Source organism: Legionella quateirensis (assembly GCF_001467955.1).
In the GTDB taxonomy this organism is placed as follows: domain Bacteria; phylum Pseudomonadota; class Gammaproteobacteria; order Legionellales; family Legionellaceae; genus Legionella; species Legionella quateirensis.
Genome location: NZ_LNYR01000038.1, coordinates 1 through 26,247, shown reverse-complemented (window position 1 = coordinate 26,247; position 26,247 = coordinate 1). Strand labels below are relative to the sequence as shown.

The window sequence follows — 26,247 nt, the reverse complement described above, 5'->3', positions numbered from 1 at the left end:
ATATCATCTTTGGAGTTCTAAAAAGTAAACTGCCTTTTAATGAAAATTTATCTTGCATTTAAAGACAGTATCTACGCCTGTTTCAATTAATTTTAGCAATATTGGTCAAACAACCCGTTTAGGATCAGAGTAACCTTAACCTTAGTAAATAAAACGATAAATTGAGTGAGAACAGTATGAATTATGATCATCAATTAAAAAAAGCAATTGATTTTATTGGTAAGCATCTTGATGACAAACTCTCATTAGATCAACTAAGCGAGATTGCGTGTTTTTCAAAATATCATTTTCATCGTTTGTTTACGGCTTTTACTGGATTATCTTTGCAACAATATATTCGTTGGCTGCGTCTAAAAAGAGCGGCTCACCAATTAATTGTTAATAAAGAGACGCCCATTATTGAAATTGCAATCAATGCGGGGTTCGAATCACATGAATCATTTACTCGAGCCTTTAAACAAGCCTGCAATCTAAACCCAAGTGAGTTTAGAACCCAATCAAGCTGGCGAGCCTGGGAACAACCCCCGTATTGTTTGCCTAAACAAGGTAACATGATCATGAATGTAACGATTGAGAATATACAAGCAAGACGTTTGGCTGTATTAGAACATAGAGGAGATCCTCAAACAGTGGGAGATAGTGTTAATCAATTAATTAGCTGGGCTAAAGCTCAAATAATTAGCCTAAAACCTAAAGCGGGAGAGGCTTTTGGATTTGGATATGATGATCCTCAAACGACACCGCCAGAAGAGTTTCGTTTTGATCTTGGCATCACTGTGCCTGAGCAACTGAAAATTGAAGGGAAGATAATTGAAAAACGATTACCTGCTGGTCGATACGCTATAGCGGTACACAAAGGATCACGTAATAACATAAGCGATACTGTATATGGATTATATCGTGACTGGCTACCAACATCAGGTGAGGAGTTAGGGGATTTGCCCTGCATTTTTTGTTATTACAATTTTGAGCATGAAGTTGCTGAAACAGAATTAATAACAGAGTGCTGGTTATATTTAAAATAGCTCATGGTATAAAGCATATTAAAGCTTGAGCCAGATCGCGCCTTTTGCTTGTTCATAATAAGAAGCACAAAGCACGATCTGACTCAGATTCCTTGCTTATAGGAACACAATATTCTACCCAGAGTTCGCTTTATAATGCGAACAGTGAAATTATTGATCTATAACTACTTTTCTTTTACTTCAAATCACGATAAGGTGCACTGTCATTAAAATTACATACAAGGATGAAAACTATGGCATACAATCAAACGTTTTTTAATGAATGCATGGAAGCTCACAGAGGACAAGCTCCTGGCTACAGCATGATCTGCTCAGGTGAAGACGCCTTAATGTTTACAATGGATCTTATGAAATATTACACTGTAGCAGCAGTTCTTATGATCATTATTTACTTTATTATCAATAACGCTAAAAACACGCAAAACCCTGAGGAAGAGAATACCCGATCACATACTTTAGATTAGAAGCACAAACAGTACTCAACCAAAGTGTGAATGTGTTACTTTAAAACCAGATTCAGCCAACCTGCATTAGCCGCAGGCGTAATGCAGGGAAATAGGTACTATGATGGCGTTCAAAGAGAATTTGGAGAATGAATGTAGAATGTAAACCTGGGATACTGCCCTTTGGGCCTACTCTCAGGCTACGACTGCTAATTCGTATGACATCTGTATTAACTTATACCTATCTTTATGGAGCCAGGTATACACTAACAAATGATCATGCTACATTCTAAAATTCAATAGTTCCGCGATAAAATGGGTCAGGTGACCTGATGGAACAGGTCAAATCCAAGGATTTTAAAATTACGTTGCCGTATTCATCACGAATCAAACTTAAAATAACCCCGCAAAAAGTAGCTTTATTTGGGGTGATTCTATTCATTTATTGCATGCTTTTTTATTACATGAGAACGCTGCAATTGAGGCTGGATTTTTATTCGTTTTATGCGTCAGTTCTTGCATATCTTGAGGGACTCAATCCTTATAAAGCAATCATAGCTACTTTTTTACCTAATTCGGTAGTGGTCCCTGAAAATTTGAATCCTCCCTTTTTTTTACAATTAATATCCCCATTAGCACACTTAAATATTAAAACCGCTTCGTCAATTTGGTTTGGTATTTCGCTTATTTCAGGTATCTGGGGAGCGTTACTGAGTTTACATCTGATTTCTCCAACGGCGTACTTTAATCAACATTGGCTTACTTACCTCTGTATCTATTTAGCTATGTATTCAACTCTTATGAATACAAGCTACAACCAAATTGGCGGTATTTTATTATTTTTTGTTACTGCGGGTTATTATTTTTTTCTTCGACATCGTGATTATTGGGCAGGAATTTTTTGGGGAATTATCATTGCTATAAAATTATTCCCTGCATTGCTTTTTATTTTTGCTTTTAGTCAAAAACGCTACAAGTTAATGGCTTCGATGTTGCTCACGGTACTACTTGCATGTCTTTGGCCATTATTAGTAAGGGGGCCGGACATTTATGTTCTCTATTTTAAAATGATTTTGAATATCCCGTGGCAAGGAGGTAATTGGAATGCATCTATTTCTGGCTTTCTTTTTCGTTTGTGTACGCTTGACTACGCGCGCCAGCATTTATTCATTATAAAAATCATTTATCTTTGTGTGTCTCTGGTTTTATTAGCTTGGTATATAAAGAAAATAAATTTTTTGTGCTACAGCTCAGAACGTCATCGTGCATTTTGTTTGACTTTGACATTAATGGTATTGATGAGTCCTATGGGTTGGCTTTATTATTTTTCGCTTTTGCTCATGCCTCTTACGTTCCTCTGGCACGCAGTGAATCACGTACCCAAGATTTCTTTGTTATGGATTATTTGTTTATTTTTGATTAATGCACCTCTTCCCTACATTTCATCTCATGATATGGACCCATTTATATACAAGATAAGTCTTCATTCACTCTATTTTTATGGTGTACTACTAATGGTTTATTTACTTGCACACTATCCTGAGCCGCCCAAAGATGAGATGAAGATAGCTCATAAAGAAAATGTCTACCCTGTGATTATCAGTACTTCTTTAGCATTAGGATTGTTTACTGTTTTATACAATCTGATATCCCACTGGCATAACGTTATTACCTGAAGTTGATTTGGAGTACTATAAATTAATTTAAAATAAAGAGTTACAGACATGAACATGACCCCACTGTATCAAATAGCGATGCGCGTTCTACGCAGATACCAATCTTTTCTTGGTATATCAACTTTAGGTGCTCGAGCTATTATTCTCAATGAAAATAATAATGAAGCGAGAGTAACCTGTATTTGACGAAGTCGTAATACACGTTTCTCTCTGATTTTGATACGAAACAACAGTTAATTTTATTCTTTGGTTTTTAGTAGGACATTGAGAAGTAGCTGAAGCGATGCCCGTATTACGACTTCGTCTAATACGAGCTGCGATTACCTAGATAGTCGGAGATGGGGTTTCATCCTGTTCGCTACAAATTCCTGAAGCTTGCAATCCAGTTGAAACTCCTCGAGAACACAGTGCCAGCAAGGATAATGGTAAAACCAGTACATCTATGAGCAGCTGAGTCAGGTCTTTAATAAGAAAATCTGCCATATCTAAAAAAAACGATGCGCCACGCTCGTCTCCACATAACTGATTAATTTTACCTAAGGCAGCACATACAAGAGATAAACCACCAAAAACACCAGTCACACCCAGCATTGCAGCGGGGTTTAATATCGTCAAAGCGATTGCTGAGATTGGCATAATGGTGTGACGCGCACAAAAAATGAATTCTTCTTTAGATTCATAAGGCTGAAAGAACATTTGTCCTAAAGGACGAGGCTTACGCCAAATGATGTCATCACTACTAAAATTATTTCTAATTACTTTTGCTGAACCCGTTAGATAACTTATAGTTAATTCTGAAGACATGACTATCCTTTAATTTAATATGAAAAATTGATGCTCAATTATATACCGGATCAAAAAAAATACAATGTGAAATTTTTTTACAACCTTTAAACACATATACCGTTGTGATCGTGGCAATGAAGAGACCTGTAAAAAGATGAATCAACTTAGTTATAATTTTTAAATTTGATCTGGTATTTTTTTTATGCTGGAATGGAACTAAGAAAATAGCACGAAGGACGGCTGTCTCTATGCAAACAGGAAGCGATGTTCTTAATAAGTTTATAAGCACTTTTGAAATTGATTATGTTTTTGGTAATCCCGGTTCCACAGAATTGGCATTCCTGGAAACAATTCAACAAGGCGCAAATGCCACTTATTTTCTGACATTACAAGAATCCAGTACAGTAGGTATTGCGGCAGGTTATGCCATGATTACCAAGAAGCCAGCTGTAGTTAATTTACATAATTATGTTGGATTAGCGAATGCACTATGCAATCTGTATAATGCTTTTAAATCAGGGATTCCATTACTCATAATTGCTGGCCAACATGAACGTCCTTATCTGATTCACGATCCAGTAATGTCCGGAGAATTAACTACTTTAGCTCAAACCGCAGTTAAATATGCCTATGAAGTTACTGCAGCCAAAGATCTGGCTGTTGCATTACAACGTTGCTATGCTCAAGCAATTTTACCTGCCCCAGGCCCCGTTTTATTATCCATTCCCATGGATATCTGGCAAGAAAAAGTTGATGAAGTCGCCATAAAAAAAACAAAATTTTTAAATACCTGTGACAACACTGAAATTGATGAAGTGTGTGACGCATTAGTCAAACCAGCAAAAGGAAAACTTGCATTTATAGCTGATTATGAAACAGGATCTTCAAACAGTATTAACTTACTACACCTCATTGCCGATAACTTAGGTGCTGATGTTTATGCGGCTCCATATCATGTCCGTGAAGTAATTAATCCATTAAGTTTAAATTATAAAGGTCGATTGCCCGATAAATCCGGAGACGTTCATGATCTTTTGATGCACTATAATACGGTTGTGTTATTAGGAGAAAAAATAAAAGGGTATCTTTACACGGGTAAGGCATCCATTCCGCAGAATATTCATTTCATACACATTTGCGGATCATCACAACATCTCGCCTTCGATTATCCATGCGATCTGGCGATACTTGGTGATCTGGAGGCAACTTTAACAGCCATTAGCAAACGTTTAAACATTAATAAAACAAGCATCCTGCTTAAACCCATTGTTGACAATAAAGAATTGGAAAAAAAATACAAACATCATCAACTGCATTATCTGATTTTTGCCCTGTTAAATAAAGTCGATCGATCCGTTCATTTGATAACGGAAGGCTCATCAGAGGATTGTACGGTACAAGACATTGCAACAACACTTGGATTTGCTCATGTTAATTTTTCCCCCAGAGGGGGGGGCCTTGGCTGGGCTATGCCATTAGCAACAGGTATTTCTCTAGCCACGAAACGTCATTCTATTTGTTTTGTGGGCGATGGTGGAAGTATGTATGCTATTCATTCGATATGGTCTGCAGCTAAATATAATATTCCGGTGATTTTCATTTGTTTTATTAATAAAGAATACAGGGTATTAAAAACTGACTTTTCTCAAAATAAATCACCTAGGGATAAACAATTTTTATCCTTAGATTTGAATAATCCACCAATCGATGTTCAGCAAATTGCCTTGTCTTTTGGTGCTCAACTCAAAGAAATACAATCAATTGAAGACATAGAACCAGCGCTCAACAGCTGCTTTTCATTTCAAGGACCAACTTTTATTGCTTTATATCATCAATAAAATAATACACATCTATTCGTAAATCGACGTATTACTGATTAGCGATTTTGGGGAGTTGAAGAGTGTGATGTATCATCAACAGGAGCATTATCGGGGTTCGTTTCCTTTATTGCTGCTAATTGTTCCTTTATCATTTTTGTGTAGAAACCACTATTAGAGCTTTTTACTGCTGGATGTTCCGCATCCAGGCCTCTTGATTGCTTGTCACTTAATCCTGTCAAGCTGCTCACTGGTTGTGCATGAAAGATACAACCCCCATTTGGATTTTTATCATAACCAATCCACTGCATTTGAGTAGGAGGTATCAGGTATTCAAGTTCATCCGGTTTTTTTGAAATACTCGATATGTATTTCCCAACGACATTAGAATATACAATACCGGTCATTACACCGATATCTATCCCTTCCTGGGTCATTGCCCGCATAAATTCTGAATCGACCTTATCATGTGAGGTACTGATGAACGCCATCTCTTGCGTCACCTGACCACCATTTTCTACTGCTTTAATTCGTTCATCAATATAATCTTCGCTGAATTTTTCTTCGGATCTAAAAGTATGCAACGGAAGGGTTTCTGAAATCTGATTTAGACCACTACTTACAAAAGCAATATGGCTCAATGTTTCACCCAGTTGTCTTGAGTCAAATGAAGATATTGGACCAGTCGATCCTCTTAATAAACTATTACAAGGGACATAAAATCCACCTGAATAGATATTAATTGCGCTCTTTTCCGACCAATTTAAATGGTTCACTGCATCAGGTTTTGTCGATGATTTTTCTCGTTCTATATAATCATTATTTGTAGGAATTCCTTCAAGATCTGGCAGTCCTGGTTTTTCCATTGATAATCCACTAGTAATAAATTTCTCATAATGTGCTGCGGTTTCTTTACTCAATGATAAATGATTCATGTTTGCAAAACGTAGTATTTCACTCATATCAAAAATCTCATTTTGATAAGTTGCATACAGGATCTCATCTTTTACTTCAAATGTAACAGGGTCTTTACTGTTTCCGGCTTGATGAGCAAGAAATGCAGAAACCAAATGTTCAAAGGCATAGGTATAAGGATTTTTATTCAATGGACCATATTCAATATGTTCCTGCACAATACCAACATTTGTTAATTTTTTGATTAGTTCGGGATTCTGCTGGACAAAATCTTCTGACAAACCCATAAAAAGAGCCAAAATTAGTCTATATGATTTATTATAGACCAACAATAAGCGTACAGAGATGCCATGCCACACGCAGATATCGATTTCTTAATCCCGACTGTCGCGTGTACCGCATCAACTCGTTTTTTGCCGCACTTAATGCACGAGAATATAAGGATGTTGCGCCTTATCGAGCCAATGAAGAATCTTAAACATATGTTTTTTTTCCATAGCAATACATCCCGCGGTGGGTGAATTGGGTGAGCGCCATACGTGCATGAAAATGGCGCTGCCTGCTCCCGGTTTTGTTGGACTCATATTGTAATTTATGACAGCGCCATAGGTATAAGGTTCGATTAACATCGACTCATAACTTGTCGCATCGGTTGCCCCGGACACCCAGGTATTATAGCGTTTATTGTTAACATCATCGATGAATTTATCATCTGCTGTGATGTATTTATAGTCCATTTTAAGTGCCAACGGCTGTGTTCCGAATGCCTCTCCAATCGGATATAAACCAGCCGGTGTTTTTAAATCCCCCTCTTTCTTTGTTCCAATCGAAGCCATCCCATTTTTTCCAATAACAACAGGATAAAAAGGAGTACCCTTGGATTTCCAAAGTGCTCCCTGGCGTTGGCATAGCGTCATGTTGGCCTTAAAGCCACCCAATGACTTAACAACAATAATTTGTGATGAATGTGGTGCTATTTTTTTCACCTGTTTGGATAAACTCAGAATCTGACATGCATCCTTTGTCCGATGAGCAGCCAATGAAACAGTGTTTGTAGACATCAATACGGCAAAAACCACTATTGATACAGAATAGTTATAACTCATTTACAATCACTCAAACTGGTTAATAAATTGACAGAATATGCGTTTATCGTTATCATGCGACCCTTTTGCTGTGAAGTAAAGTCTTATGAACTATACCCTGTGTGATACGCGGCATGTAATAACAAAACTCATCATTGCCCCTTTTTTACTCTTCTATTTTGCCACAAGCTCTGCAATGGAAGTACCCATTTATGATTTTCCCATCACAGCTTATTCTCAAAATGCTAATGACTACCTGCCTGTAGATGGTGAACAATACGATAAAGGATTAGTAAGCACCGAATATCAAAACGCTCAGTTAAAACAATTGTACAAACACTATTACGCAAGCGATGCTGAGGGGCTATCGCCCTGGAGCGAACAAATGGTCTCGTCCATTTTACCCTTGATGAAAAAAATTGAACCCGAAATACTGGATGATTTTAACAATCAAAACAAAGCAAATGAAGACAAACATTATGCGGAGAATTTCAAGGAACACGACCAAACCTGGTGGAACAAAATAAAAGAAAACATGGACTTATACGCGTTAGCCATGAGTGAGTTCAAAGAAGAGAATAGAGCGATTTCAGTTACAAATACCTATGCGCGAGCATTGCCCGATACGGCTCCTGATTTTTTTCATGCCAGTCTGCCTGGCCAAGGATTTCCATTTGATAATTTGCAAGAATCAGCGATTTGGGCCGGAACTCCACTTTATGTTTTTAGTATGTCAAAAGACAAAGCCTGGTCATTAGTTTTAACGCCGGATGGTTATTTTGCCTGGGTTAAAAGTACTGATATCGCCTATGTTTCATCTGAATTTGTGAGTCAATGGCAAAAAGCAGCACACCATAGCCTTATTGCCATCACCCAAACGGAAGCAAGTATTGTTGACTCGCAACAGCAATTTAAATTCACCGGGTATATTGGCGCTGTATTTCCGATGATTCAACGAAACAACCAGCAAACCTCTATCCTGATCCCCGTTAAAAATAACCATAATCAAGCCCTGATTAAAACTGGCATTATCAATACAAACGCCTCGACTATAATGCCTTTAACAGCCTCCCCCAAAAATTTGGTCAAAATAATGAACCAACTAATCAATCGGCCTTATGGTTGGGGTGGTGCTTTTTTCTTTAATGATTGCTCTCAAGAGCTCAAAGCCATATTTACCCCATTTGGTATTTGGCTGCCCAGAAACTCGGCTCAACAAGCCCAACTGAGTTCAACTTTGGATTTATCCAAAAAAGACGTAGATGAACGCATCAGCTTGTTAAAAGAAAAAGGACATCCGCTGATGACCATTATTTATATTGGCGGTCATGTGATGCTTTATGTTGGCAATAAGGATATTGAGGGAAATAAAGCAGCGGCTATTACCTATCAAAACTTATGGGGGATGACACCTGAAAGCCGTGACAAACGCTATGTCATTGGCCAATCGTTATTTTTTCCTCTTCTCAAACAGTACTCGGAATATCCCGATGCCAGTTCCCTCGCTGGCAAATCCAATTTTAAACTGGTCTATCTTGATGAGCTCAATTTAAAAGCGGATACACCTCAGAGTTTCGCGAACCTGTTTCTAGAACAGCGTACTAACCAATAAAATCCGTGTAGGTCGGAGCAAAGCACCCGACCTGTGCTTGCTTATTGATTTATCATTATAAAAAACAATAATATTGGCAATCTGATTATTTAAAGACGACAATGAACTTTGGAATACCAAATTCCAGAGATTTATTTAGGGGAGACTCTAGGAATTGAATCATACTCACTTAAGCATTACTTCGACCAGAATTTTATCTTTTTGTCACATTTTTTTAATAACAATCAGCAATATATTAGTACAATACCCAATTGAACTTCTCGGCTTTCATACAACATGGGGGGCTTTTACTTACCCTGCCATCTTTATTTTAACTGATCTCACTACCCGGATTTCTTCCGCTACTACCGCACGGAATATTATTTTTCGTAGTATGATTCCAGGATTAGTGATTTCTTATTGCGTAGCGAGTTATTTGGAAACACAAAATTGGGGTGATTTTTTTGTTCTGCATCCTATGCCTTTACGCATAGCATTCGCCTGTTTTATCGCCTATGTTGTTGGGCAACTTCTTGATATCTTTGTTTTTCAACGTTATAGAAACAACTCTTCCTGGTGGCTCGCCCCCACGCTTTCCACCACTGTTGGGAATTTCATCGATACTATTTTGTTTTTTGCTATTGCGTTTTATCACAGTTCAAATCCTTTTTTAAATCAACATTGGCCAGAGATAGCTGTTGTTGATATCTTTTTTAAAATCATAATCAGCTTAATTGCATTTGTTCCCTTCTATGGCCTGGTTTTAAATCTGTTCGGGATCCGGTACTTAAATAAAACAGTGGCATAACACAGCAGAGATGCCCGCATTTTGATCACACAGCGCATTATTGTTGTAATTGGCTGCATCGGCATGTATAATTTGCGACTAACTTGCAAATAACAAGACCATTGAGGCTATTCTATGCTCCATAAAATTGATAAATCCAGTATTGATGTGCAGGTAAAAGCAGTCATTGAAGACATTAAAAGCATGCACTTTTTAGGTTCTTCCAACCATAAATTCGATCCTACTGGTGGTTTAAGTGGGTATTTTCGAAATGTGGCACATAGAGTATATACGCATTATCCAGACAAAAATCGGGTAATTAATCCAACTCTGTACCCTTATTTGATGATGGCCGCACTACGCCATACCGGAGCTGGAAATTGTGGCGAAATGGCAGCGGCCCTTTATACATCATTACATATGAGAGATCTCACGGTTGATCAAAAAAAATCAATTGAGTTAAGGATGTATGATACAAAAGATGCACATGTATCCAATAGTTATGTGTTGGTTGGTGAAACTGTATTTGATATCTGGGCAAATAAAATTTATAAAAAAACTCGAATTAAAGCAGAAACACACGTGGCTGAGAAATATCATCAAAAAGTTTCGCCTATAAATCCCAATATCCCAACGGACCAATTAGGCGTTCTTTGTGAATCCATGTATAAAAAATTCCGTACAGAATTTGATCTTGAATTGAGTAAAGATCGTCAAACAAACAGAATGTATGTCACCTTTGATAGCACGGATCCCAGTGATTTTGCTCTGTTTGCCAATCAGGCATTTCCCTGGTTATTTACTAAATTTACGGATACGGTTACAAATGCCTATTTTAAAACACGTCCTGAATTAGCACGTGATATTCAAACTAAAATTGTTAACCATTTCATTTACCTAATTGAAGAACTTCGAAAAGATGTTGCCACATCTATGGAGCTTGTCACGATACATCCAAAGCAACGAACTCATTCTGATGATGAAATTAGAACAAAAGTATTAAATCTGCTCAACAATGAATATGTAGTTAACTGGTTGATGGCAATGAGTTATCGCGATACTCAACCGAAGATTTGTTTGCACTCGTTACAAGAATCCCTACTCAGCTTGGCCAGTGTTGAACAGAATGAATTAGTTTCTTTGCTGATTAGTCTTTCAAAAGAAACTTTAATGCACCTGGAGATTTCCGCACCGGAAAGCAGGCCGGCGCATGAACAATTGTCAGACAGTGATAGAGTCATAAGTACGGGTAGTTCCGATGCTATCGCCCAAACCTCTTATAAACCTAGCGACCATGTGGCTCATAGTATCTTTAGTTCTTCTTCAAGTTCAATTGTAAAGTCAGCTTTAGATATTATTCCAGAAGAACATAACGTTTCAAGTGTAGTATCTTTTCCAGGATTTTATAAGTAAGGATTATTATTTAAAGAGTCAAATCAAGTGATGATACACGAACTGTCTTGTGCTAATTGAATGGGGTTTTGATGCTTCATTTGATTTTGCAGGGACAGTTTTTTTATATCCTACAGATTTTATAATTCAAGAAACGTCATCCATTCATGGATGTACTGTGATTGGATTTTACGAGTAGTTACGGAAACAGAAGCAAGCGTATCACCTTACACGTACGCTAGATATTATTTGCGAGAATAATCTGCACATGATTAACGTAGCCACATACAGGTCCGCTTTGATCGTTAAAACATTGGCCTAAAATCCAGTTCACAATCATAGTGTGCATCAAAATCTTGGTTACTTCTCATTTCATTAAACCAATGTATGATTTCTGCTTTTTTATCTTCACTTACGTTATTAGCGCTTAACTCCTGTTCTAATGTTTCGGGATTAGCATGGGTTTTCACCAGTTCCTCTACATTGATTGGCAATTTAATAATTTTCAATCCTGATTGAACCATGTCCATGCAAACAGTTATTGCTTCTTCACATGGAAGCTTAAGGATAATTAAGGTCAAATAGTCTTTTAATGACATCTCAAACTCGAGAGTTGGAGGCGCTTGTTTTTTAAAGCCTTTGTTTTCCTGTTTAAAATAAAACATCAGAATCTCTCTCGCAGGACTTACAAACAACCCGGTTCAGGTAAAAAGCATTTTTAATTAGTGAATTTAGACGAATCGAATTAAAAATTCCGTTTAGCAAAGAGATGGGGGTTTTTGTTGTTCCTGTCTTGAAGGTATACAATGCTCAGATTATATCCAGACCACTAATCACAAGCAAGAGATAAGCATGGATGCGACTCATCCTCTGTTTTAATATTATTTTATTTCATAAAATAATGATGCTTGATTGTAAAGTGTTACCTATGTGCCCGGTCTATACACGCAGCCGTAATACAGGCTTGATGTGGCTCGAAATCCCTGTATTACGCTTCGCTAATACAGGCTACTTTAATTCAGTTTCCTAAGGCTTTAATTTGAACAGACTTCTTAATCCCAGTTCTATCGCATTCTCTTCAGTTTTTTGGATCAGTAATTCATCGGGATCAAACTCAATATCATTGCCGATAACGGCCAGAATTGCGCCACTCAGAATGGCAGGATAAAGTGAGTTCGAAACGTGCCTGAACGCAGTATGCAAACTGGATAGAATAAACAATTGCGCACACTCCATCTCACTGACCAAGACACCGGCTCTCTTCAAAGCCATCATGTAGGAACTGTTGTCGTCTATAAATGAAAAACCAAATTCTCTGGCAAAAAATGAGCTTTTAGAATGAACTATTCCAGAATGAACCTTAAATGCTGTTGAGGACATCTCTTGGCTCGCTTCCTGGCAGGCCAGAACAAATTCCAGGGAAGCTATCGCTGGATACTCTCTATAAATATAATCCCAACTTGCTTTGTCATCACGCACTGCACCTGTAGCTATAACCAGGTCTCCCGAACAGACTTGATTCGGTAAGAGTGTTCCTGCAGTGCCAATTCTTAGAAAACGACTTCCCCCAAGCAACATTAATTCTGTGATGATAATGTCAGAACTGCTTCCGCCCATTCCCGTAGATATGGCAGCGACATCCAGGCTTCTTTGACCATCTTTAATAATACCAAGATAACAATTATGCTGTCGTGGATGAGATTTTATCTGAAGGAATTCAAAATGTTCACTGATGCGTTTCGCTCTGCCATCTGATCCCGTAAGAATAATATAACGCCCTACAGAGCCATTACCTTTCAAATCATCGGTAACAAGACCTATATGTCTGGGCGGCGTGTCTGATTTTATCATGTTTAAAACCTCGATATTGCAAGTACATCGCCCCCTCTATGCGCATGATGCACCAGATTACCCCTATTGATCCCAAATACAAGGTATCGTATTGAGTATAATTAGCTCCCAAATTGCATATCTGATTGTTTATCATTATCGAAAGTGTCACTGTCCTCTTTTTCTGCATGTTCGTCTTTGGAGGAAAGAAGTTCAGCGCTTTGAATTGCATTGCTAGGGTCTTTCACCGTTTCAGCCATTGGTGACAAATTCGAGGGACTCCTTTGCTGTTTTCTATACTCTTCGATGTCGACTCCACAAGGTTTTAATTCATCTCCTTTGACAAAAGGTTTGCCGTCACCATGAAATAGAGTGCCATCACCTTTTGAATAAGCCATTACTTTATTGGTTGCTTGATCCACGAGAACAAAAGGTCTGTTTAATTCAGCCTGCTTTTGCATAAAATCACTCAAAGCCTCCTTTGATGGAAACTCTAATGTAACCTTGCCATTTTCAACTTTGGGTTCTTTATACCAATCTTCTTTTCCAAATTGTTTTTTATAATCTTCAATTATGGGGTCAAGGTTTTTACTTACAATATCTGCCTGCTGTAAATCCCTTCCTTTTGCCAACTCTTCTTGCATTTCCAGTACAGACATTTTGGCCAAGTGACTGTTCTTCTCTATAAGTTGATTTAATTCCTGCATTTGTTTATCTTCTAATTGTTTTTTTTCTTCTAATTGTCTCAATACAATCAATCGCTCAAGAACTTTTTTATCATGCATTTTCAGCTCCAGATTGTTACAATGATACTAAGTGCTCTATTAGGAAAGTATAGTCTAAATTAAATACTGACAACTATTTGATCAAAATGTTTTTCGCATGAAGGCCGATGTGTAAAAAGAGTACCCGAAGTATTAAATAAGTCATGCCGCTAACCAATTAATAAGGAGCGATTATGCCAATAATCAAAGCGAATGGAATTGACGTCTATTATGAGCTTCATGGATCAGGTCAACCATTAGTATTGATTGCAGGTTATACGGGCGATCATACCTTCTGGAAATTCATGCTGGGTGATTTGGCACAACACTTTAAAGTCCTCATCTTTGATAATAGAGCCATTGGCCAAACACATGATTCAGGCTCAGATTTTTCTCTGGAGGATATGGCGCAAGATACCTTGTCTTTAATTAATGAATTAGGAATTGAAAAACCGCACATACTCGGTCAATCCATGGGAGGAGCAATTGCACAGCTTATTGCGAAAAATCACCCGCAACACGTTAAGCGATTAATTATTTTGAATTCTGTCGCTAAATTTAATGTCCGTACACATAAAACTTTAGAAAATCTGTTTAAATTACGTCAAGCAAATGTTTCGTTCGATTTATTCATTGACACAGCTTTAACCTGGTTTCTTTCCAGCGATTATCTTGCTAATCCGCAATACATCAAAGCCTTTAAGGAAGATTTAATCAATAACCCGTTCCCACAATCCATCGAGGATCAGGAGCGTCAATTTAAAGCTTTATTACCTTTTGACTCCAGAAACTGGATCAAAGACATCATCGCCCCAACTTTGGTAATAAGCGCTGAGGAGGATATAGTTGCTCTGCCTGAAGAATGTATAAATCTGGCAAAGGGGATACCCAATGCGCAATTAAAATTAATACCAGGAGGACATTCAAGCCCAGTGGAGCAAGCCACAAAGGTCAATCATTTAATTCAACACTTTTTGACTGAATAGCCCAATCTATAGATTAATATCCTGGGAGGTTATTATGATTTCCTGCCCAGAGCGTCTGGCAACTACCATTGTATACTCCGGAACTTCCAGCCAGGTAGTGGTATCTTCAGTCAGAGGTTCTGAAGCAATGATAATGCTTGTTTTTTCGCTGTGCTCTTTCATTTTATAGGTATGATCATAATAACCATAACTGTCACCATAGGTATACCATAATGAGTGATAACCCGAGTGGGCTGCCGGTATTGCGTCCAGCCGTTGCCATCCATAATCCAAAACAAAACGAGTTGCGGCTATGAATTCACCATTGGTTATAAACAGATTGACTGGCGAATTGATTTTTATATTTCTTTTTTGACGCACGGTTCGGAGTATGTTTAAAGTTTCAAGCACGGCGGAAATAATATCTGCCGTTTCATAAGTACCGACCAGATCAGGTAATTGTGAGATAAATACCGAATAAATCCATTCACTGTCCGTTGTTCCATGAATAAATTGTCTATATTCAGGCTTGATGTATTCTAACAAATCATAACGCATCAAATCAAAATGGGCTAAAGAGCCATTATGAGCCAGCACTACATTCGAACCGGAAAAAACAAAAGGATGAACATTCTGATTTGAAACAATCTGACCTTCATGATAAGCAACCCCTCGAAGATGAGCCAATAAGCAGTCCGGAGTAATTTTAGAAGCAAGATTACGGAGATTACCATCATAAAAGGGCAATTGAGGCGTCTTATAAAGATAAGGAAACTTCGGATTATGTGAAGAGCTATCCCATGCAGCCATTCCAAATCCAGCCAGATTAAGTAGATGAGACATGTATTTGGGATTATAACTCTGCTTGATAAACGAATTATCCGGATTATAGAGTAACTCTTCAACCACTATGGGTTTGCCAAGATAGGTCAATATTCTGCACATATTTTTTTACCTATTGTAGGTTTCAGTATGTAAACGTATATTCAGTTTATCAATGGATTTTTTCAATGCCGTCAACGAACCACAAATCAATTCAAATAATTTATACCAAAGTTCGGGTCTGCTTTCTTTTATCAATTGAAGGGATGTAACTGACAATTTAAATAATACTGTCTGCTCACAGGTTATGTACGTTATATTAAATGTTGAAGCGGTATCGATGCATCCTATACTGGCCAAAAGAGTACCAGGACCAATAACTGATAATTTGGCATGCTTCCCTTCCTGAATGATACAGGTCTGTATTCCACCATATAGTACAAGATAACAAGAGGCATTTTTATCACTTTCATTGATTAATTTACAGTTTTTGGGGGCATCTAACAGTTCAAAATAATTCAATAACGCATCAAATTCTTCTTTGGTGAACGATTTAAATAGAGGACTTTTTTGTAACAGTTCCTGATCAAGACCACGTTCTGCACTAATTAATTTCTTTGGCTGATTCAATGAATAAAGTACTCTCTCGAAAAACGATAAACTGGTCATCTCAGACTCAGAAATAAATGAAGTAACAATATCATGTATGGTTTTTAATCGAGCACATATCTGTCCCGTAATCAGGTGCATGAGTTTATATTTTGTTTCAGGGTAGTCATTGGAAAGCCGTTGAAAGTATCTATTCGGTATAAATAAACATAAGACTGAATCTGTTGCTAAATAAGAAGTATGACATGGACTGTGTTCAATAAAACTGATCGTGCTTAGAAAATGACCTGGGAACAAGGTTTCAAGACGGGTATTGCCCTGTCCCATTATGATGGCGTTTACTAAAACGATGCCTTCCAGTAGGAGATAAATACCATCAATTTTTTGGCCTTGACGCAGAAAAGTCTCTCCTGATTTGAATGAGTCAATGTGACTGTATTTTAATAACAGAGTCACTTCATTTTGGTCCAGCGATTTACCCAGAATTTCAGTCACTAATTGATTCGTATGAGGCCCTTCATCTTGATCAGACCTTACTGCAACTGTACGTTCCATCGAAAAACCCTCATGAATAAGTCCATATTAATTCAATGCCTTAGACCCGGCATTATATTGCTCCGCAACGACTTTGGTTATAGAGATAGTATAGATCATGACCCACTGGATAGGGGCGTTCTGCCAACAAATAGGTTGAAAGAAATTACGTATAGGCCATAAACAAAATAGCTTTATTAATAGTTCATGGTGTATCGTCCCCCTGGATTTCTACCGTGCCAAGTTCTGGTTTATAAAGAACCGTATTAATAATTCATTAATAATTCATTAATAATCATTATATTATGTTACAACTATGATAATATTGCCTCGAAAAACAGCATCAGCCCCAAACGACAGCCATAGCTGAGCAATGGTTTGTCACATCAAGGTCTCAATGCTCAATTCAACTCCAATCATCGGTGGAAATTTAAGCCACATTAGCCCAATGAAGGAACTTGAATTTTTTACAATAAAACATTTATGAAGGGATACATCAGCACATGAACAATAGATTTATTATTATGACTGTTTTGCAACTACTTTGTGCATTAAGCTTTGCAGGTGAAGCCGGAGCTGTCAAAGATGACAGTTCATTCAGAGTGTACATTCCAGAATTGAAACCCGGATTTGAATTTACAGCAAGCGCGACCTACCTTCAGCCCCATACTGATAATCTAGGTTGGGCAGTCATCACAACGGTACTCCCAATACCATCACCCAACTGGCGTGTTCAGACTATAGAACCCGATTATCAATTAGGCTTTAATCTGGGAGCTCGTTATGTGTTCTCTAACCCGGGAACAGATGTCCAACTTAACTGGTCGCATCTCAATTCCAACGACCGTGATGGAGTAATGGTAAATCCAACTTCACAATGGGTTTCTCCTTTTTCACAAACGGGTACACCACCAACCACTACAGGCCAAATCACCGGAATCTCTTTATTAAAAATAGCCAATACCCAACTGAATTTTAACTACGATTCAATCAATCTCGATCTGGGAAAATTTATCAATTTTGGCTCTAATCTGCAAAGCCGCCTGTTTACTGGAATAAGTTCGGTTTTTATCAAAGAACAATTAGTATCTACCTTCCATGGTTTACCATTACCTGTCTTTGTATTTAATAATACAACTTCTTACAAAGGTATAGGACCACGATTGGGACTGAACAATAACTATGAGTTTTATCGAGGTATACACCTGGTTGGCCAGTTCGCAGGTTCGCTTCTGTACGGAAGAATGCAACCAGCTCAATATCAGTTTACAGGAACATCCAAAGAATTAATCGCAGCGCAGATCTACGTCAATCGTGAAGGACTTGCTAATCCCACGGTGAATCAACTGGTTACTGCTCTGGATGCAAAACTGGGCTTAAGTTACCTTTATGTCTATAACGAAAAAACTGAATTAACGTTTGAAGCAGGCTATATGGGCGCATTGTACATCAACCCACTTTCAAGTTACGAAACCAATACCAATGTTATTCCCATTGATTCAGGTTCACTGTCTACATCAAGTGCCAAACATACCCAAAGTAATTTTTCAGTAGGGGGACCTTACGTAACTATCAATATACGCTGTTGATAAGTAACAAAATGAATGGTCTACAGACCCTATTATCGGCATATTATATATAGCGACGTTAATTATTATGACAAATCAACTCTGCATGCGTTGTTACATTTCTGGAAAAGTTCAGGGGGTCTGGTTTCGGGCATCAGCCAAAATCGAAGCGGATAAACTGCAAATAAGTGGCTGGGCACGAAACCTGGATGATGGCAGAGTAGAAGTCTTTGCCTGCGGTACAAGAGACCAACTGGAGCAATTCCATATCTGGCTCCAAAATGGTCCTCGACTTGCCAGGGTAGATTTCTATACTAGAGAAAATTTACCCTGGGAAGAATACCGTGGATTTGACACGTTATAGTATGGTTTTTGACTCATCATGTATCTGCATAAAATCATTGAGTTGTTTTGCAACACGCTCTTTTTTGGTTAAGGAAGTATCATAAGTACTTACGAAAGGTAATGCTGGTTGATCCTTAATTGCCAACGCCAAGCGGTAGGTCATGCTTCCTTTGCTTCCACGACTTTCCTGAATTATCACTTGTTCAACGTCTGAAAATGATAATTTTTTTTCATCTGTTTGAAAAATACCTTTTCGTCTAATTATGATTGTTTTTAATATCCGATCAAAATCAACGCTGACCCCTCTTACCGCGAGTAAAACAATCCCCAACAAAGAGATAAATGTCGCTAAAACATAAACCCACCAAGGTGTAGGGTATGGTATTTTAAAATGGGTATCGAGACTTTGGCTGACATAGTTATTTATAGCCTGAGCAGCACTGTCTTTATTGGTTCGGCCACTTGAACTGCCGCCTGTAAGATTTACAGTACCTTTATCGGTAACCAGATTTACCGAGTAAACCGTCCCTCCTTTACTTGAACGACCACTCATAACAAAGGCACCTTTTAACTGCCCCAGGCCAGTAGTTGAGTGATAGACGTTAAAAATGTTGCTTTCTAAGGTACATGACCTGGCACTGTTTAATTGTTTCTCTTTACAAACAATCGTGTATTCCAACATCAAAAAGGAAATTGAAAATAAACTACAGATAAGAATCACCAGACCCAATAAATGGAGTATCCATTGACTTATAACCAATCGTATTTGGTTAGCACCTACCGTTATTATTTTCATAAGCATCACCCTTGAATCATCAACATCTGTATCGACTCATAATCAAGAAACTTTATTTAAAGTTCAGGAGAACGAATCGCTTTAATTTTTTAAAAACAGTTCAAATTTTGATTTAACTTATGATACTCTTATATTCGGGCACTTTGACTCTTCATTATCCAGTATGGTGAGTTTTAGTTTTTAAAAATGAAGATAAAGAAGTATAAAATGAAATGGACTGATAGGTTTTGGGCGGCATACGAATATGCCATAGATACTGTAATTGATACTGCCGTATACACCATCAATGGAGTTGGCTCAATGGCCTGCATGGTCGGTGGTGCACTTCTCCCCGTTTCTTATGCAATAGATGAAACGTTGACAGCATCATACTCGGGATCAGCCAATACAACGGGTAAAGTGAATGTAGGCATTGATGCCATAGAGTTAAATTACTGCATCAGCGGCTCAATACCTTTCCAACATACTCTCGCAAGAAATGATGGAATTACCTATAAACTTCAAGATTACATTCAACCGAGTACCGTTCAACTTGGAAGCCTGGTTTTTGTTGGGGCAGGCACGGTATTGAACGTTCTGAGTGCTAATTTAAAATTATGGCAACAAGGACGCATTGATCGCCGGCCCCTAAGAGAACACTATGGAGTTGAATGCAGTAATCCCTCTGCTAAAGAGCATTTATATCGGTCTGGCGGATCATTTTGTGATTCCCTGTCTTATGCCATGCTGTCTTGCACGGTAACCGGACTCATCATTCAATACACCGGCCTGATTGGTTCATCCATGCAATTCACCTACCCATCCACCAGCACCAATCAAATCAACACAACTCACTATACAGGACCAGTAGAATCCAGTTTGATACCCGTAGAATTCAAGTTGGATCAAAATGCAACTGTGGACCTGCCTATTGTAAATATGAATATTTCAGTTGAAGAAAAAGTAGAGGCGTTGGCAACAATTAATGCTACTTATGGGGGCGGATTATTCTTTAAATCACATAATAAAACCAATTTTCCATGGTTTGCATCTGCAATTGCCGGAGGTATCACCAATAAAGCCGGACTCTTCTTTTCCAAAAAAGAAATTGAATCACGTGATAACCGCATTAACGAAGCCAGACAATCCGGCTATTCGCTGGTTAATTAAACTATTCAGAGGCATTGAGAAACAATCAATGCCGCTGCCTTCCCAAGCGAAATAACTGAAATTAAACTTCAAAATCACCATTTAATTTTATATTAATCATAGCGATAACTTTATTGTTTGTTATTTGTTTGTTATATAGTGCATCAATCTCAATAAATGGAGTTTGGGTTATGTTATGTCGAAACAGTATTCTATCAGCAGCAGTATTATTCGGGTCATTAAGCGCACCAGGAATAGCTCAAACAGCAATTGAAAAAGATCGATTAATTGTTGCTAACTGTATGGTGAACCAACTCAAAGATAAAGCCAGATTAATTCATCAATCAGCTTATTTCAGTTTGATTGAAACCGAACTGGATAACGAAGTATTAAACACATTACACCAGAACAGATTAACGTGTGGGAAATTTCTTAACCTGGATGCCTATTACTCCAATAATCCTCATCCACCACTCAGTTCAGAGCAATTAATACAGCATTTCACCCAAAATAAAGAATTATACTCAAATAAATCCTATCCAATTCATCATGAAAAGCAGGTTCAAGAGTTATATAAGCTGATTGACCCTAGCAAGATTTGGCAAACCAATCAGCATCTGACCAGTTATCTTAATCGTTCAGCGAAAACAGATACCGGTATTGCTGCAGCGCATTGGTTTAAACAACAATTCGATACACTGGCTCAGGAATATGGGCGTACAGATGTAGACAGTTACTTTGTTACAACAGGGAAAAAATACCCTCAACCTTCTACGGTAACCGTAATTGGTAAAGATAAATCGACTGAAGCTATTGTAATTGGCGCACACATTGATACTTTAGATGGAACCATGCCCGGAGCAGATGATGATTCCAGTGGCATATCTGTCGCGCTTGAAATTGCCAGAGCATTGTTAGCATCAGAGATTCAACTCGATCATCCTGTGTATATAATTGCCTATGCTGCAGAAGAACGCGGTCTGGTCGGTTCTGGTTATGTCGTGAACCATTTTTTAAATAAGAGTATTCCTGTTAAAGCGGTAATGCAGTTAGATCAGGCAGGATTCAGGGCAAATCCAAAAGACAGTACAATATGGTTACTAAAAGATTATGTTGATTCAGATCTAACACAGTTTACTGCTCAATTATTAACTCAGTACGTCAAAATTCCAGTTGCTTATACCCGTTGCGGATATGCCTGCAGCGATCACGCCAATTGGACCAGGGAAGGATTTAGCGCCTGCTATCCATCAGCTACAACCCTGGATGATGACAATCCCTATATTCACTCTTCTGAAGATAAGCTGGACATCATTAATTTGGAGCATATGGTTAATTTCTCTAAACTGGGATTGGCATTTGTTGCAGAACTAGGTCTGAAATAAATTTATTTCATTCCTGCAAAGCAATCATGTTCCTAAGTGGCACAGGCAAACTCGGTTCATTAAATAATCAGAATGAACCGAATTAATCCTGTCTTAATAATTCCTTAAGAAAATTTTTATACACTATTCGCTCTATTATTAAACTTTTTGGAATAAACGATAATGACCAAAGTGGTAATCTATACGGATTTTGATGGAACAGTAACCAGTAGAGTGGGAATTAAAGCTGTATTTTCACCCTTCTATCAATCGCTTTTAATTGGTTATGAAGCAGGTAAAACTCAGGACTACAAAAGAGCACCGATGAAGTCCGTAGAGGAAATTCAAAAACTATTCGTTGAAAAATTTGGAGTTTATAACGACCAATTTGATGTCACCCAGCCTGACGCAGACATGCTTATGGCACCCTCTGCCGTACAATTTTTCCATGAATTGCTAAAAAATGACCAGGTCAGTATCAATATCGTTACGCGAAATCGTGCAGAGTACATTAAAGCGATATTTAAATATCAGGGATTTTCTGATGTAGAAATCGATAAATTAAACATTATGCAGAGCGGCTATAAACTACAGGATGTTGATAGGGATCTTAAAGCTCGTATTAGACAAGATCAACGCCCGTCAACTTTGTATATTCTTGATGATGATGGTGTAAATGATTACCCTGCGATGATTGCTGCAGCCAAAGTGAATTTTTATGCCGAAGATCAAATTAAAGGGTTTAATAAAGAACCAGGGCAATTTGATTGGGACTGTTATTTGCAAGAGGTCAGATTAGACATTTTAAAACCAGATTCTCCTACAATAGATCTCAACATTGAAAATGATGATTCACTGAACACTGAGCCATCTTCTTTTGTATCGGTTACGCAACCAACACATGTGGACTTACCGCTTCCTGGAACGTTAAGCATCGGATCATCAGCACTAAATTTGAACTCTGAACAGCCTCAATCCGATCCACAACACGGTGAAATTGATGTGCCGAACTCAGTATTAAACGGTCAAAAATCGATGGGTCATAATGATGAGGATGAAGGGACACCCTTAATACCCGTTCTACCCGTTAATACAGAAACACAACACTCTTCATCATTGCCATCAAATTCTCGTCCTGCAAAAATAATGGGCACATCCGTTGGAATAGGTTTTACTCTTGGCTTTATAGTAGGGTTTGCTCTGGTTGCCAGTGGGGTGTTTGCTCCTTTCGGTTTAGGTCTATTTGGAGCCATGGCACTTGGAGCTGTACTTGGCGCCCACACAGCGACTATAACCGGAGTCTTTGGATTAATCATTGATATAGCCAGACAGCCTGTACCAACCGAGGGCTCAAAACTCAATTCTGAACCCTCAGTCAATAATGGCAGCAGTATCACCACATTAAGTATTTTAGGTGGAAAGTCGCCTGTTCCGCAGAGTGATTTACCTGTGCCCCACTTTCCGGGAGTGCTCGAGGTTGATAATCCTTCTAAGGGAAACACTACTGAGAATCAATCGGCTCATCAAGTTGATGAAACGTTTAATCCACAATAATAAACCCTGTCTAAAAAGTCGTATCAATTATGATTATATTGACTCAAATTGATACGACCAATTCCTCCAACAAAGGATTAAATGGGCATAATTATGCCTCGTCCTATTAAATGCGTTATCATTCAACCTGTGGACTTATAAAAAAATCCAAGATCGAGGCAAATGACATGTTTAATGTGCTGGTTTAATTCCAGTCAATGCCTGAATTAAAAATCCCTTCTTTTCAAAAGATTGGGCTTTTTCATAAGTCCTGTTCACATTATTTAATCAACGCAGGAACCTACTATGAATCAATTACCCAATTGCCCTAAATGTAATTCTGAATATACCTACGAAGACGGCGTCTTATATATTTGCCCTGAATGCATGCATGAATGGGCGAAAGACAGTCAGGAAGTCAATCAGGAACAGACTCGCGTTATAAAAGATGCTAACGGCAACACCCTTCAGGATGGCGATTCAGTTACAGTCATTAAAGATTTGAAAGTCAAAGGATCTTCACTGGTTGTAAAAGTGGGAACGAAGGTGAAAAACATCCGACTGGTTGAGGGCGATCATGATATCGATTGTAAAATTGATGGGATAGGGCCAATGAAACTCAAATCACAGTTTGTGAAAAAGAGTTAACTAAGTCACTGCCGATTCGTGGCAAAATTGACTATTCAACCTGTCTTTTTTGCCACGATGAAGTATTTATGCCAATATTTTTCATATCCCATTGCATCAGGATGTGCCAATTCCTCTTCTTCAAAAAATTCAATTTCAAACGCTAAAAATAAATCTTTTAACGCTTCTGCTGATAAAAAAGTCATATCACTTCTCGTGCTCCAACCATCCCTTAACCCAAAAAAAGTTCCTGCAAATCGTCCTCCAGGATGCAATGAATCTAAAATAAGATGCCAAAATTGATAAAAATTATTGGGCGTCAAAAAGGGAAGACTGTAACTGGCATTGATCAAATACGCTGGAGGCAAATGAGGCAATGTTTCAAACGATGCGACCCGTGACCTTAACTGACCTGAATAGGAACGAGGAATTGTTGTTAATAAGGAATCAATTGCTGATTCTTGAGCATCAACTGCCAGTACCGACCATCCAAAGCGCAGCAGCGCTTCGGTATCAACACCTGAGCCACAACCTAAATCAATCGCTAATTTTGGAACACCAGTCTGTTCCATATCAAATAATTCAATCGCCTTTAATAGAGTTTTACGTGGAACTGATTTTTTTTCAGTCTTTTTATAATATTCAGTCCAATTTCTAATACTCATGATTTATCCTGTCTTTTCTGAATCCCTCATTCAATATAGTTACTCAAAAGTAACTAATTGACAGAGTCTCCTGCGTTAAATTACAGTCAACCGTTCTTAAAACTATGGAGAGTGTATGATGAAAAATGCGATTATCACAAAAATTATTCAACAAAAATTATTAAAAATAGAACAAGGTTTTTGTGGTCCAGGAACCTGCGTTCACTAATTCTGATTCATTCAAATCTCAGTAGGGATCAACCATCCAGACTGAGATTCTCTAAACCAGTAAACGTGTCACCAGACAGAGATATCATGATTCCCGATTTAAATAACTTGCTCAACTACAAAAATGATAGACTGATTACCCGTTATAATCGCGATTTTCCTCAATCTAAAATGGATGCTGATGACGCCTTAACTGAATTAATGAAATTTATCTGGCTATGTCATAAACACCAATCGGATAGAACGTACTATCCTTACCAATCATCTTTTAATTTCAATTGTGTCATCCATGCGGAAATGAATGATATCGACAATATGTGGCACACTTTTTTGCTCTTTACCCGTGATTACCATAAGTTTTGTCAGGATTATCTTGATGGCTCCTTTTTTCATCATGAGCCAATGGATAATAAAGATAACGTCATCCTTGAAGATTATGAACTGGAACTTTCTCGTTACCTATCCTACATCTATGATCATTTAGGCGAATCCACATTAATAAAATGGTTCAATCCTTAAGACATCGAATTAAAAGAGAAAATCAAAAGTAGCCCAGAGTAATCCACTCCTTATTCTAGTGAGGATAATTATCTACCGCTCAGCACAAACTATCGTCTTTGCGAACAACGCGAAGCAATCCAGAACACATCTCCAATAAGGCGCCTTTAAGGATTGCTTCGCGTTGCTCGCAAAGACGGGGTTTTATATGAACTTTCGGGACTTAAATTAATTCAATTCGGTTTTATAAGTTATAAGAGGATTACTCAGATCGTAGTCCGGAGTAATCCTCTTCGTCTGCTAGTGAGGATAACTACCGACCGCTCAGCACAAACTATCGTCTTTGCGAGCAACGCGAAGCAATCCAGAACACATCTCCAATAAGGCGCCTTTATGGATTGCTTCGCGCTGCTCGCAAAGACGGGGTTTTATATGAACTTTCGGGACTTAAATTAATTCAATTCGGTTTTATAAG

At 38.0% G+C, this 26,247-nt stretch carries 26 protein-coding genes; 16 read left to right on the top strand and 10 right to left on the bottom strand.

Going from position 1 to position 26,247, the window contains the following annotated elements:
• Nucleotides 1–176: 176 nt before the first annotated feature.
• The 4 genes from Lqua_RS13460 (at nucleotide 177) to Lqua_RS18245 (ending at nucleotide 3,330) form a co-directional block, all read left to right on the top strand.
• Complete coding sequence (locus Lqua_RS13460) at nucleotides 177–1,025, top strand: AraC family transcriptional regulator (protein ID WP_058474804.1); 849 nt, start codon at nucleotides 177–179, stop codon at nucleotides 1,023–1,025.
• Nucleotides 1,026–1,258: 233 nt separating this feature from the next.
• Nucleotides 1,259–1,489, top strand: a complete 231-nt coding sequence (locus Lqua_RS13455; protein WP_058474803.1) for a hypothetical protein — start codon at nucleotides 1,259–1,261, stop codon at nucleotides 1,487–1,489.
• Nucleotides 1,490–1,800: 311 nt separating this feature from the next.
• Nucleotides 1,801–3,144: a glycosyltransferase family 87 protein gene (locus tag Lqua_RS13450; protein WP_058474802.1), complete on the top strand. Its 1,344-nt coding sequence runs from the start codon at nucleotides 1,801–1,803 to the stop codon at nucleotides 3,142–3,144.
• A 48-nt stretch (nucleotides 3,145–3,192) separates the two neighbouring features.
• The gene (locus tag Lqua_RS18245; protein ID WP_157076146.1) at nucleotides 3,193–3,330 is read left to right on the top strand and encodes a hypothetical protein; all 138 of its coding nucleotides are present in this window, start codon (nucleotides 3,193–3,195) and stop codon (nucleotides 3,328–3,330) included.
• Between the two features lie 138 nt (nucleotides 3,331–3,468).
• On the opposite strand, the gene Lqua_RS13445 is transcribed toward Lqua_RS18245, so the two are convergent.
• Nucleotides 3,469–3,948 (bottom strand): hypothetical protein, encoded by a 480-nt coding sequence (locus tag Lqua_RS13445; protein ID WP_058474801.1) that lies wholly within the window; start codon nucleotides 3,946–3,948, stop codon nucleotides 3,469–3,471.
• Between the two features lie 230 nt (nucleotides 3,949–4,178).
• Here Lqua_RS13445 and Lqua_RS13440 point away from each other — a divergent pair, with 230 nt between their 5' ends.
• Nucleotides 4,179–5,768 carry a thiamine pyrophosphate-binding protein gene (locus Lqua_RS13440; RefSeq protein ID WP_058474800.1) on the top strand — a complete coding sequence of 530 codons (1,590 nt, stop codon included), beginning with the start codon at nucleotides 4,179–4,181 and terminating at the stop codon, nucleotides 5,766–5,768.
• 38 nt (nucleotides 5,769–5,806) lie between these two features.
• Here Lqua_RS13440 and Lqua_RS13435 read toward each other — a convergent pair whose 3' ends face one another.
• Nucleotides 5,807–6,949, bottom strand: coding sequence for an ADP-ribosyltransferase (locus tag Lqua_RS13435; RefSeq protein WP_058474799.1), 1,143 nt, complete (start codon nucleotides 6,947–6,949; stop codon nucleotides 5,807–5,809).
• Nucleotides 6,950–7,084: 135 nt separating this feature from the next.
• Nucleotides 7,085–7,768: a L,D-transpeptidase family protein gene (locus tag Lqua_RS13430; protein ID WP_058474798.1), complete on the bottom strand. Its 684-nt coding sequence runs from the start codon at nucleotides 7,766–7,768 to the stop codon at nucleotides 7,085–7,087.
• Between the two features lie 85 nt (nucleotides 7,769–7,853).
• Here Lqua_RS13430 and Lqua_RS13425 point away from each other — a divergent pair, with 85 nt between their 5' ends.
• From Lqua_RS13425 to Lqua_RS13415, 3 genes are all read left to right on the top strand, one after another.
• Nucleotides 7,854–9,359, top strand: coding sequence for an SH3 domain-containing protein (locus Lqua_RS13425; protein WP_058474797.1), 1,506 nt, complete (start codon nucleotides 7,854–7,856; stop codon nucleotides 9,357–9,359).
• A 154-nt stretch (nucleotides 9,360–9,513) separates the two neighbouring features.
• Nucleotides 9,514–10,146 (top strand): 7-cyano-7-deazaguanine/7-aminomethyl-7-deazaguanine transporter, encoded by a 633-nt coding sequence (locus tag Lqua_RS13420; RefSeq protein ID WP_058474796.1) that lies wholly within the window; start codon nucleotides 9,514–9,516, stop codon nucleotides 10,144–10,146.
• 114 nt (nucleotides 10,147–10,260) lie between these two features.
• Nucleotides 10,261–11,538 (top strand): hypothetical protein, encoded by a 1,278-nt coding sequence (locus tag Lqua_RS13415; protein ID WP_058474795.1) that lies wholly within the window; start codon nucleotides 10,261–10,263, stop codon nucleotides 11,536–11,538.
• 284 nt (nucleotides 11,539–11,822) lie between these two features.
• Here the strand turns inward: Lqua_RS13415 and Lqua_RS13410 are convergent, their stop codons facing one another.
• From Lqua_RS13410 to Lqua_RS13400, 3 genes are all read right to left on the bottom strand, one after another.
• A complete protein-coding gene (locus tag Lqua_RS13410) occupies nucleotides 11,823–12,182 on the bottom strand; it encodes a hypothetical protein (RefSeq protein ID WP_058474794.1) in 360 nt (119 codons plus the stop codon).
• 361 nt (nucleotides 12,183–12,543) lie between these two features.
• Nucleotides 12,544–13,368 (bottom strand): nucleoside phosphorylase, encoded by an 825-nt coding sequence (locus tag Lqua_RS13405; protein WP_058474793.1) that lies wholly within the window; start codon nucleotides 13,366–13,368, stop codon nucleotides 12,544–12,546.
• Nucleotides 13,369–13,469: 101 nt separating this feature from the next.
• Nucleotides 13,470–14,132 (bottom strand): hypothetical protein, encoded by a 663-nt coding sequence (locus Lqua_RS13400; protein WP_058474792.1) that lies wholly within the window; start codon nucleotides 14,130–14,132, stop codon nucleotides 13,470–13,472.
• 173 nt (nucleotides 14,133–14,305) lie between these two features.
• Between Lqua_RS13400 and Lqua_RS13395 the strand changes: the two genes are divergently transcribed.
• Nucleotides 14,306–15,097, top strand: coding sequence for an alpha/beta fold hydrolase (locus tag Lqua_RS13395; RefSeq protein ID WP_058474791.1), 792 nt, complete (start codon nucleotides 14,306–14,308; stop codon nucleotides 15,095–15,097).
• 6 nt (nucleotides 15,098–15,103) lie between these two features.
• On the opposite strand, the gene Lqua_RS13390 is transcribed toward Lqua_RS13395, so the two are convergent.
• Both Lqua_RS13390 and Lqua_RS13385 read right to left on the bottom strand, forming a co-directional pair.
• Entirely contained in the window at nucleotides 15,104–16,021 is a 918-nt protein-coding gene (locus Lqua_RS13390; RefSeq protein ID WP_058474790.1) for a class II glutamine amidotransferase, read from the bottom strand.
• Nucleotides 16,022–16,027: 6 nt separating this feature from the next.
• On the bottom strand, nucleotides 16,028–17,062 hold the full coding sequence (locus tag Lqua_RS13385) for a Crp/Fnr family transcriptional regulator (RefSeq protein ID WP_058474789.1): 1,035 nt from the start codon (nucleotides 17,060–17,062) through the stop codon (nucleotides 16,028–16,030).
• A gap of 482 nt (nucleotides 17,063–17,544) precedes the next feature.
• Here Lqua_RS13385 and Lqua_RS13380 point away from each other — a divergent pair, with 482 nt between their 5' ends.
• Together Lqua_RS13380 and Lqua_RS13375 are read left to right on the top strand one after the other, a co-directional pair.
• On the top strand, nucleotides 17,545–18,630 hold the full coding sequence (locus Lqua_RS13380; RefSeq protein WP_058474788.1) for an Lpg1974 family pore-forming outer membrane protein: 1,086 nt from the start codon (nucleotides 17,545–17,547) through the stop codon (nucleotides 18,628–18,630).
• A 67-nt stretch (nucleotides 18,631–18,697) separates the two neighbouring features.
• The gene (locus Lqua_RS13375; RefSeq protein ID WP_058474787.1) at nucleotides 18,698–18,973 is read left to right on the top strand and encodes an acylphosphatase; all 276 of its coding nucleotides are present in this window, start codon (nucleotides 18,698–18,700) and stop codon (nucleotides 18,971–18,973) included.
• Here Lqua_RS13375 and Lqua_RS13370 read toward each other — a convergent pair.
• The gene (locus tag Lqua_RS13370; protein WP_058474786.1) at nucleotides 18,968–19,750 is read right to left on the bottom strand and encodes a hypothetical protein; all 783 of its coding nucleotides are present in this window, start codon (nucleotides 19,748–19,750) and stop codon (nucleotides 18,968–18,970) included. The genes Lqua_RS13375 and Lqua_RS13370 overlap by 6 nt on opposite strands.
• Nucleotides 19,751–19,957: 207 nt before the next feature.
• On the opposite strand from Lqua_RS13370, the gene Lqua_RS13365 reads away from it, so the two are divergent.
• The 4 genes from Lqua_RS13365 (at nucleotide 19,958) to Lqua_RS13350 (ending at nucleotide 24,423) form a co-directional block, all read left to right on the top strand.
• A complete protein-coding gene (locus Lqua_RS13365) occupies nucleotides 19,958–20,899 on the top strand; it encodes a hypothetical protein (RefSeq protein WP_058474785.1) in 942 nt (313 codons plus the stop codon).
• A gap of 170 nt (nucleotides 20,900–21,069) precedes the next feature.
• The gene (locus Lqua_RS13360) at nucleotides 21,070–22,263 is read left to right on the top strand and encodes a M20/M25/M40 family metallo-hydrolase (RefSeq protein ID WP_058474784.1); all 1,194 of its coding nucleotides are present in this window, start codon (nucleotides 21,070–21,072) and stop codon (nucleotides 22,261–22,263) included.
• 162 nt (nucleotides 22,264–22,425) lie between these two features.
• A complete protein-coding gene (locus Lqua_RS13355) occupies nucleotides 22,426–23,796 on the top strand; it encodes an HAD family hydrolase (protein WP_058474783.1) in 1,371 nt (456 codons plus the stop codon).
• Between the two features lie 285 nt (nucleotides 23,797–24,081).
• The gene (locus Lqua_RS13350) at nucleotides 24,082–24,423 is read left to right on the top strand and encodes a zinc ribbon domain-containing protein YjdM (RefSeq protein ID WP_058474782.1); all 342 of its coding nucleotides are present in this window, start codon (nucleotides 24,082–24,084) and stop codon (nucleotides 24,421–24,423) included.
• A 35-nt stretch (nucleotides 24,424–24,458) separates the two neighbouring features.
• On the opposite strand, the gene Lqua_RS13345 is transcribed toward Lqua_RS13350, so the two are convergent.
• Nucleotides 24,459–25,067, bottom strand: coding sequence for a class I SAM-dependent methyltransferase (locus tag Lqua_RS13345; protein ID WP_058474781.1), 609 nt, complete (start codon nucleotides 25,065–25,067; stop codon nucleotides 24,459–24,461).
• Between the two features lie 294 nt (nucleotides 25,068–25,361).
• Here Lqua_RS13345 and Lqua_RS13340 point away from each other — a divergent pair, with 294 nt between their 5' ends.
• A complete protein-coding gene (locus Lqua_RS13340; protein ID WP_115148647.1) occupies nucleotides 25,362–25,793 on the top strand; it encodes a glycine-rich domain-containing protein in 432 nt (143 codons plus the stop codon).
• Nucleotides 25,794–26,247 lie beyond the last annotated feature (454 nt).

What these genes read in the sequence shown, in the direction of transcription:
- Lqua_RS13460 (WP_058474804.1), top strand. Translation starts at nt 177, where the DNA reads ATGAATTATGATCATCAATTAAAAAAAGCAATTGATTTTATTGGTAAG.
- Lqua_RS13455 (WP_058474803.1), top strand. Translation starts at nt 1,259, where the DNA reads ATGGCATACAATCAAACGTTTTTTAATGAATGCATGGAAGCTCACAGA.
- Lqua_RS13450 (WP_058474802.1), top strand. Translation starts at nt 1,801, where the DNA reads ATGGAACAGGTCAAATCCAAGGATTTTAAAATTACGTTGCCGTATTCA.
- Lqua_RS18245 (WP_157076146.1), top strand. Translation starts at nt 3,193, where the DNA reads ATGAACATGACCCCACTGTATCAAATAGCGATGCGCGTTCTACGCAGA.
- Lqua_RS13445 (WP_058474801.1), bottom strand. Translation starts at nt 3,948, where the DNA reads ATGTCTTCAGAATTAACTATAAGTTATCTAACGGGTTCAGCAAAAGTA.
- Lqua_RS13440 (WP_058474800.1), top strand. Translation starts at nt 4,179, where the DNA reads ATGCAAACAGGAAGCGATGTTCTTAATAAGTTTATAAGCACTTTTGAA.
- Lqua_RS13435 (WP_058474799.1), bottom strand. Translation starts at nt 6,949, where the DNA reads ATGGGTTTGTCAGAAGATTTTGTCCAGCAGAATCCCGAACTAATCAAA.
- Lqua_RS13430 (WP_058474798.1), bottom strand. Translation starts at nt 7,768, where the DNA reads ATGAGTTATAACTATTCTGTATCAATAGTGGTTTTTGCCGTATTGATG.
- Lqua_RS13425 (WP_058474797.1), top strand. Translation starts at nt 7,854, where the DNA reads ATGAACTATACCCTGTGTGATACGCGGCATGTAATAACAAAACTCATC.
- Lqua_RS13415 (WP_058474795.1), top strand. Translation starts at nt 10,261, where the DNA reads ATGCTCCATAAAATTGATAAATCCAGTATTGATGTGCAGGTAAAAGCA.
- Lqua_RS13410 (WP_058474794.1), bottom strand. Translation starts at nt 12,182, where the DNA reads ATGTTTTATTTTAAACAGGAAAACAAAGGCTTTAAAAAACAAGCGCCT.
- Lqua_RS13405 (WP_058474793.1), bottom strand. Translation starts at nt 13,368, where the DNA reads ATGATAAAATCAGACACGCCGCCCAGACATATAGGTCTTGTTACCGAT.
- Lqua_RS13400 (WP_058474792.1), bottom strand. Translation starts at nt 14,132, where the DNA reads ATGCATGATAAAAAAGTTCTTGAGCGATTGATTGTATTGAGACAATTA.
- Lqua_RS13395 (WP_058474791.1), top strand. Translation starts at nt 14,306, where the DNA reads ATGCCAATAATCAAAGCGAATGGAATTGACGTCTATTATGAGCTTCAT.
- Lqua_RS13390 (WP_058474790.1), bottom strand. Translation starts at nt 16,021, where the DNA reads ATGTGCAGAATATTGACCTATCTTGGCAAACCCATAGTGGTTGAAGAG.
- Lqua_RS13385 (WP_058474789.1), bottom strand. Translation starts at nt 17,062, where the DNA reads ATGGAACGTACAGTTGCAGTAAGGTCTGATCAAGATGAAGGGCCTCAT.
- Lqua_RS13380 (WP_058474788.1), top strand. Translation starts at nt 17,545, where the DNA reads ATGAACAATAGATTTATTATTATGACTGTTTTGCAACTACTTTGTGCA.
- Lqua_RS13375 (WP_058474787.1), top strand. Translation starts at nt 18,698, where the DNA reads ATGACAAATCAACTCTGCATGCGTTGTTACATTTCTGGAAAAGTTCAG.
- Lqua_RS13370 (WP_058474786.1), bottom strand. Translation starts at nt 19,750, where the DNA reads ATGAAAATAATAACGGTAGGTGCTAACCAAATACGATTGGTTATAAGT.
- Lqua_RS13365 (WP_058474785.1), top strand. Translation starts at nt 19,958, where the DNA reads ATGAAATGGACTGATAGGTTTTGGGCGGCATACGAATATGCCATAGAT.
- Lqua_RS13360 (WP_058474784.1), top strand. Translation starts at nt 21,070, where the DNA reads ATGTTATGTCGAAACAGTATTCTATCAGCAGCAGTATTATTCGGGTCA.
- Lqua_RS13355 (WP_058474783.1), top strand. Translation starts at nt 22,426, where the DNA reads ATGACCAAAGTGGTAATCTATACGGATTTTGATGGAACAGTAACCAGT.
- Lqua_RS13350 (WP_058474782.1), top strand. Translation starts at nt 24,082, where the DNA reads ATGAATCAATTACCCAATTGCCCTAAATGTAATTCTGAATATACCTAC.
- Lqua_RS13345 (WP_058474781.1), bottom strand. Translation starts at nt 25,067, where the DNA reads ATGAGTATTAGAAATTGGACTGAATATTATAAAAAGACTGAAAAAAAA.
- Lqua_RS13340 (WP_115148647.1), top strand. Translation starts at nt 25,362, where the DNA reads ATGATTCCCGATTTAAATAACTTGCTCAACTACAAAAATGATAGACTG.